The 6,366-nt window shown below is 31.4% G+C and carries 8 protein-coding genes; all 8 read left to right on the top strand.

Annotation, left to right across the window (positions count from 1 at the left end; genetic code table 11):
* Positions 1-140: 140 nt before the first annotated feature.
* The 8 genes from VDP25_RS17155 to VDP25_RS17120 all read left to right on the top strand — a co-directional run bounded on the left by VDP25_RS17155 (position 141) and on the right by VDP25_RS17120 (position 6,229).
* On the top strand, positions 141-542 hold the full coding sequence (locus VDP25_RS17155) for a hypothetical protein (RefSeq protein ID WP_334471799.1): 402 nt from the start codon (positions 141-143) through the stop codon (positions 540-542).
* Entirely contained in the window at positions 535-1,002 is a 468-nt protein-coding gene (locus VDP25_RS17150; protein WP_334471797.1) for a DUF4265 domain-containing protein, read from the top strand. Before VDP25_RS17155 ends, VDP25_RS17150 begins: the two co-directional genes overlap by 8 nt.
* A gap of 333 nt (positions 1,003-1,335) precedes the next feature.
* Positions 1,336-1,830, top strand: a complete 495-nt coding sequence (locus tag VDP25_RS17145; protein ID WP_334471796.1) for a hypothetical protein — start codon at positions 1,336-1,338, stop codon at positions 1,828-1,830.
* A gap of 150 nt (positions 1,831-1,980) precedes the next feature.
* Positions 1,981-2,670, top strand: coding sequence for a hypothetical protein (locus VDP25_RS17140; protein ID WP_334471790.1), 690 nt, complete (start codon positions 1,981-1,983; stop codon positions 2,668-2,670).
* Positions 2,671-2,830: 160 nt separating this feature from the next.
* Positions 2,831-3,709, top strand: coding sequence for an alpha/beta fold hydrolase (locus tag VDP25_RS17135; protein WP_334471789.1), 879 nt, complete (start codon positions 2,831-2,833; stop codon positions 3,707-3,709).
* Between the two features lie 146 nt (positions 3,710-3,855).
* Positions 3,856-4,620 carry an NADAR family protein gene (locus VDP25_RS17130; protein ID WP_334471788.1) on the top strand — a complete coding sequence of 255 codons (765 nt, stop codon included), beginning with the start codon at positions 3,856-3,858 and terminating at the stop codon, positions 4,618-4,620.
* A gap of 145 nt (positions 4,621-4,765) precedes the next feature.
* Complete coding sequence (locus VDP25_RS17125; RefSeq protein WP_334471787.1) at positions 4,766-5,479, top strand: hypothetical protein; 714 nt, start codon at positions 4,766-4,768, stop codon at positions 5,477-5,479.
* A 159-nt stretch (positions 5,480-5,638) separates the two neighbouring features.
* Entirely contained in the window at positions 5,639-6,229 is a 591-nt protein-coding gene (locus VDP25_RS17120) for a hypothetical protein (protein ID WP_334471786.1), read from the top strand.
* The last annotated feature ends 137 nt before the right edge of the window (positions 6,230-6,366 follow it).

The raw sequence follows: 6,366 nt of genomic DNA, 5'->3' as shown, positions 1-6,366 counted from the left end.
TGTATAGTTAATTGCTTTTTTGAGCTTACTTGCGAAAATTCCTGCGGAATTTTCACGGGTTCGTAAATGTTTGCTAACTTAGTTGCCTAACCACGCAACTAACCATACACAAAACCGTTCTACGCAATTTAAAACCAACATTGAGAAAAACATTAAAATACGGACTTTTGATTTTCGGAATTGCAATAATAGTAATTATTGGACTTCTCGGTTTTGGACTTCGAACAATGGAAATTGAAGACCATTATGGAGATTATCAAGAGATTTATTATGAATCAAAAGATTCCGACATAATAATTAATGAAGAAACATCTAAATTTGGAGTTATCGGAAAGAACTGGAGAAGAATAAACGTTAGAACAAAAGAGAAAGATTCTACCGATTTATACACTTTTGTGAGTAAGGCAAGTTATTACTCAAAAATAAAAGTCTATCGACCAAAAGCGAATATTGAAAAAATAGAACGAAAAAATTTCACAGATTTACAAAGATTAATAGCGGAAAATAAATTGAAACTAATATTTGAGTATCAAAATGAGTGAACAAGTAAAAATATTATTCAATTTTCACAGCAACATTTTTGACGAACAAATGGTGGAAACTGTTTGGGCGGATAAAGTTGACCAAGAAAAAGGGCTATATAAGATTGACAACATTCCTTTTTATATTCCATTAATTGCATCGGAGGACATTGTATTTGCGGAATTTGACGAAACTGAACAAATGTTGACTTATCGAGAAACTGTCGAATATTCTGGTCGAACTGTTATTCAAGTTGTAATAATGGACAAAACAATTGAAACAAATAGTATTCGTGAAATATTTTATAAATTAGGTTGCGAATCAGAAAAAGCAAATGAAGGTTATTTCTCAATGGAAATTCCAGCGAATTTAAACTATGAGCCAATAAAAAAAAAACTTGACCGAATGGAAAATTCTGAAATAATTAGCTATGCAGAACCAACAATTTCGGACAAACATCGAACTGAAGGATATAATTAAATGGAGAAAAACTGCGTAGAACACCGTATATAATTTATTGCTGGCTTCTCGCCTACTTACGAAAGTCCTCGCGGACTTTCTTGGTCGGTAATTATTTACTAAATTAGTTGCTTAAACCACGCAACAAACCATATACAAACACGTTGTGAGCAATACCGAAAAATTAACATATTGTGTATCTATTTTAATATAATTTAGTTTTGTTATTAACAATAAACAAAAAATGAAAAAAACAATTTTACTATTTGCTTTAGCACTAGGTGTTATAAGCTTAAATTCTTGTAGTGAAGAAAAATTTCAATTGATTGTGTTTACCAATGAAAATAACTAGCAATGAGATATTTTTTGTTATTAATTATTAGTTTGTTATCATATAACACTTTCGGTCAAGAAAACAATGAAGCTTATCTAAGAAAATATGATATTATTAAAGACTCCATCAATGAACTAACTTTTAAGGATAAAATTAATTTCGATAATTTTATCGAAACTTTTGAGAATAATAAAGGGTTTGAGTTGCCTAAGTTTCTAATCGTTGATAATTCTGGTATGCTACTAAAACATAAGTTAGATGTATGGATTAGTGAATGCGGAAAAGGTGATGTAGCTGAATTGAAAAAAAAGTATTCTAAAAAATTACCTTCTTTAGAAAAATTAAATATGTTTTTCAATGAAAAGATAAAAATGCCTTCAAAAGATAATTTTGCAATAGTTTTTATTTGGCATAAAGCGACCGATAAATACAACAAACATACTTTTGAAACGTACCATACTTGGAAAGAAAACAATAACATCAAATTTTATTTTCTTAACTTAGAAATGAACTAAAGTACTGCTCACAACAATGTATAACCGCAATTACGGCGGATTCGACTAATTCCGAATCCGCCGTAATTGCTAACGTCAGTGTCAAACCGAAAATTAACGCATATAAACCCGTAACTGACGGTTATACTGGACCGTTAGGCAACATTTGAAATGAGCATTTTCAACCGAAAGACAAAGAAGAAACATATTGAGCAATTCGGACTTAAAATAGCTGAATTGTTGGAATTGGAAATGCCCCAACTAAAAACTGCAATCGGACTTTCCAAAGTTTACGGAATTAGTTTTATGCACGAACCGAAAGGAATTTATATTTCTCGTGGTTATAAGCCTAAAGAATTTGAGATTATAAACAGAAATCACAAAACCAGTTTTAATCTGAATGGACTTTCAGTGTGGCACAAAAAAGAAAATAAATTTCAACCGATTAAATTATATTATCAATCTGACGGATTGACCAAAATTAAAACAGATAGTCCAGAGTATTTTCATAAAACATTTGACTTAAACCAAATTCAGAAAAACCAAATAGAATTGGAGCATCTGAAAATCGAAAACCCTGACCAAAAGACAGCGGAAAAAATATTAAAATCGCTAACCAAAGAGCAATTTGAACTTTTGGAATTAGACTACACATTCGAAATTGAAATTGACGAAAAACTATTCTACACAATTTTGGATATGGAAGACGGAAATTATATTGCAGTGGACAAAAAAGGAAAAGTATATCGACTAAATCACGACCACGAAAAAATGGTTAAACAAATAGCCGACAAACCAACTGATTTCTTTAAAATCTACAATGGAGAAAAAAGCGAACTGGAAAATTTGATGTATGAATAAAAAACGTTGCCTAACAATGTATAACCGCAATTACGGCGGATTCGACTACGTCCGAATCCACTCGGAATTGCTAACGCCAGTTCTTAACCGAAAATAAACGCTAATTTAACCCGTAACTGACAGTTATACGAGACCGTTAGCTACAATTAAAACCGACAATATGAAAAATTCAATTAAACTTTTAGGAATATTTATTTTCTCTTTGTTTTGTAGTATTACCAATGCTCAAGTCAAAATGAACATTGAATTTGACACACCTTATGGAGAAAATGAAACAGTCGGGAATTATATCACAATAGATGGAGCCAAAATTTATTATGAGGAATATGGAAAAGGCGAACCATTATTACTGATTCACGGAAATAGTGGTAGTATTAAATCAATGGGTAATCAAATAGATTATTTCAAAACTAAATATAGAGTAATCATAGCTGACAATAGAGGACAAGGGAAATCTGAATTAAAAACAGATTCTTTAACATATGTTCAAATTACAAGAGATTGGGAAGCGATAGTTAATCACTTAAAATTAGACTCTATTAATATTATTGGATGGAGCGACGGTGGAATTATTGGATTGAAGATGGGGATTTCAGGTAAATCAAAAATCAAAAAAATTGTAGCGATGGGAGCTAATTTGAGACCAGATTCAACAGCTGTTAACTCTTGGGCAGTTAATTACGCTTTGAAATCCAAAAAAATGGTTGAATTAAAAATTCAGGAGCACGATACTACTCAAAATTGGAACTCACAAAAACAACGTCTCGGACTTTTGGGCGACCAGCCAAATATTCCAATTAGAGAATTATCAAAAATAAAAGCAAAAGTTTTAATAATGGCTGGCGATGAAGATATAATTAGGACTAAACATAGTTTAGAAATATATGAAAATATTCCCAAAGCTCAATTATGCATAATGCCAGGAGAAACACATTTTACACCTGCATCAAACCCTGAATTATTTAATGAAATTGCGAATAAATTTTTATCAGAACCTTTTAAAAGACCTGATTCAAATTTTACAAAATGGAAGAAATAACTGTAGCTAACAACGTATAAAATTAATTGCTTATTTTAGGCTTAAACAAAGGTAGTTGCACTTTTGTTACGTCTGATTTTCCTGCGGAAAATCCTCGCACACAAAACCGCAACTAATCTTATACAAGACCGTTGCCATTAATTTGAATGAACTACACGAACGAGAAAATAATTGAACGATTTGAATCAGGAGAAAACCTGAAATTCCTGCTATTTTGGGGACACACGAAATCTGATTTAATAACTAAATCTTGTTTCAGCCAATGGTACGAATCAAATTTTGAGGTTAACGGAATTGAATATCAAACAGCCGAACATTTTATGATGGCCGAAAAAGCTTTGTTGTTTAATGACAAAGATATTCACGAACAAATAATCAAAAGCTCAAAAGCTGGAAAAGTAAAAGAACTTGGTAGACAAGTCAAAAACTTCAACCAACGGATTTGGGAAGAAAATAGATTTGAAATAGTTGTAAGAGGTAATTTTCACAAGTTTAGTCAGAACCCAAAGCTATCGGAGTTTTTAAAAAATACAAACGACCGAATTTTGGTTGAAGCAAGTCCTGTCGATAATATTTGGGGAATTGGACTCGCTCAAAATAATGAAGACGCTGAAAATCCATACTTTTGGAATGGACTGAATTTACTCGGATACGCTTTAATGGAAACAAGAGACATTCTGAATGAAATTGGAGAATTTAAAACTCTAGAAAATCCGATTTTGCCACCTTGGTTAGCTTATCCAGAAATAGACAAATATAGTATTGGTTGGAGAATGGGTTATGGAGAAACTCATATAATGGAATTGAGTAAATATTTGGACAGTTTAAGTGAATCTCAAAAGAGAATTTATGAACTGACTTATCCCGAAACTGGAGAATGGAAAGGTTGGTACAATGATGATTGCGAATAAAAAAACTAATGGCAACAACGTGTATAATTAATGGCTAGTTCTCGCCTATTTACGAAAATCCTCGCGGATTTTCTATTCGGTTTTTATTTGCTAAATTAGGTGCTTAAACACGCCACTAATCATACACAAGCACGTTACCCAACATTTGAAAAAAACCTTTGAACATAACAACAAACTTCTGAAAACCCTCTTGAGGGAGAATATCTATTTTGTTATTGGTCTAATAATAATAACACCTATTTATTATTATCTAAAAAAAGGAGAACAATTTGTTTTAGACCTTTTGTTTGTCAAAATAATGTCTGTGATTTTCTTAATTTATAATCTACCGAATTTCATTATTTATCTTGACTATTACAAAGAAAATAAGAATACTAAAATTGAGATTGACAATGAATCTAATAGCATTGGAATTGTCAAAGACGGAATATCAAAACGATATGAAATAACAGAAATAAAATCTTCCATTTATCATTTAGGAATTTATTACAAAAATCGGATTGACAACGCAATGCGTTGGAAAATGATAAACTCTGACCTTGCTTATTGGGATTTGGAATCTAATAATGGAGATAGATATTATATTTCGAATTTACTTGTGGACTTTTTACACGACAAACCAATAGTGGACAACACAAAGTATAGGTTTAGAATGTTTCAATACATTAACAAATCCGATTCTAAAGAAGCTGTGGAATTAAAACAAGTTCAAGAAAAAAATCGGACCGAAAAATTTGTCGAGAAATTTCAATCCAAATCCGAAAGTGAACTGAATGAAATTTTGAACAACAAATCAAATTACCAAAAAGAAGCTGTAAAGGCAGTTGAAATAATAATGGGAAATAAAAACGTTGGGTAACACCGTATATAATTTATTGCTAGTTCTAGCCTACTTACGAAAATCCTCGCGGATTTTCTATTCGGTTTGTATTTGCTAAATTAGGTGCTTAAAACACGCAACAAACCATATACAAAACCGTTGTGTGTAAGCTGAAGAAAAATCCGTGAAACAAGAAAAATGGGAATATTTGATTTTATAAAAGGTAATAAAAAAGCTAAATCGGAAAAGACCGAAAAGCCTTCACCTGAACAAAAGTTATTCTCGGAAAAAGCTATGGAAATTGTAATTCCGACTTTTGAAAAGTTCGGATATATAAAACACCGAATTGAAATCGGAAAACATTCTTCGATAATAATTTACCGAAAGGAAAACCAATACTTAAAAATATCGAGTACAACTTATCCGACAGATTACCCATATTGTTACAATATAATTTTCGGAGAAGGAGACAGCGAAGACGTTTTAGAATATGATTGGAATTCAATTGCACTCTGGAGGTTTAAGAAAATAATTGAGCCGAAATCAAAAGCATCGGAATATGAGTTTCCGACTAAAAAAGGAGTCGAACCGAGTTTGGAAAATGCTAATAATGAATTATTGAAATACGGACTGACTTTTTTAAACGGAGATTTGAATTTATTCCACGAAATTAGAAAAGAACAAAACCAAAATAGAGAACCATATAAAATATATTCGCCTGACAAAAATGGAAAATATCAAACGTCCTACGAGCCGAAAAGCGTGGAACAAAAGAAAAAATATAGTTGAATAAATAAAAGCCTACACACAACAAAGTACTGTGGTAAAAAACAAGTAAAAATGTATTAATTTTTCACTAAAGTACTTTTATAATTTCCATCATATATTAATCCTGATTTAGCTAGTGCAAAGGCCTGTTTTAGTAG

This window comes from Winogradskyella sp. ECml5-4, from assembly GCF_036903175.1.
In the GTDB taxonomy this organism is placed as follows: Bacteria; Bacteroidota; Bacteroidia; order Flavobacteriales; family Flavobacteriaceae; genus Winogradskyella; species Winogradskyella damuponensis.
This window is presented reverse-complemented; position numbering and strand designations above follow the sequence as displayed.

Excerpts from the sequence above, each read along its gene's own strand:
- VDP25_RS17120 (WP_334471786.1), top strand. The coding sequence starts at position 5,639 with ATGGGAATATTTGATTTTATAAAAGGTAATAAAAAAGCTAAATCGGAA.
- VDP25_RS17150 (WP_334471797.1), top strand. The coding sequence starts at position 535 with ATGAGTGAACAAGTAAAAATATTATTCAATTTTCACAGCAACATTTTT.
- VDP25_RS17145 (WP_334471796.1), top strand. The coding sequence starts at position 1,336 with ATGAGATATTTTTTGTTATTAATTATTAGTTTGTTATCATATAACACT.
- VDP25_RS17135 (WP_334471789.1), top strand. The coding sequence starts at position 2,831 with ATGAAAAATTCAATTAAACTTTTAGGAATATTTATTTTCTCTTTGTTT.
- VDP25_RS17130 (WP_334471788.1), top strand. The coding sequence starts at position 3,856 with ATGAACTACACGAACGAGAAAATAATTGAACGATTTGAATCAGGAGAA.
- VDP25_RS17140 (WP_334471790.1), top strand. The coding sequence starts at position 1,981 with ATGAGCATTTTCAACCGAAAGACAAAGAAGAAACATATTGAGCAATTC.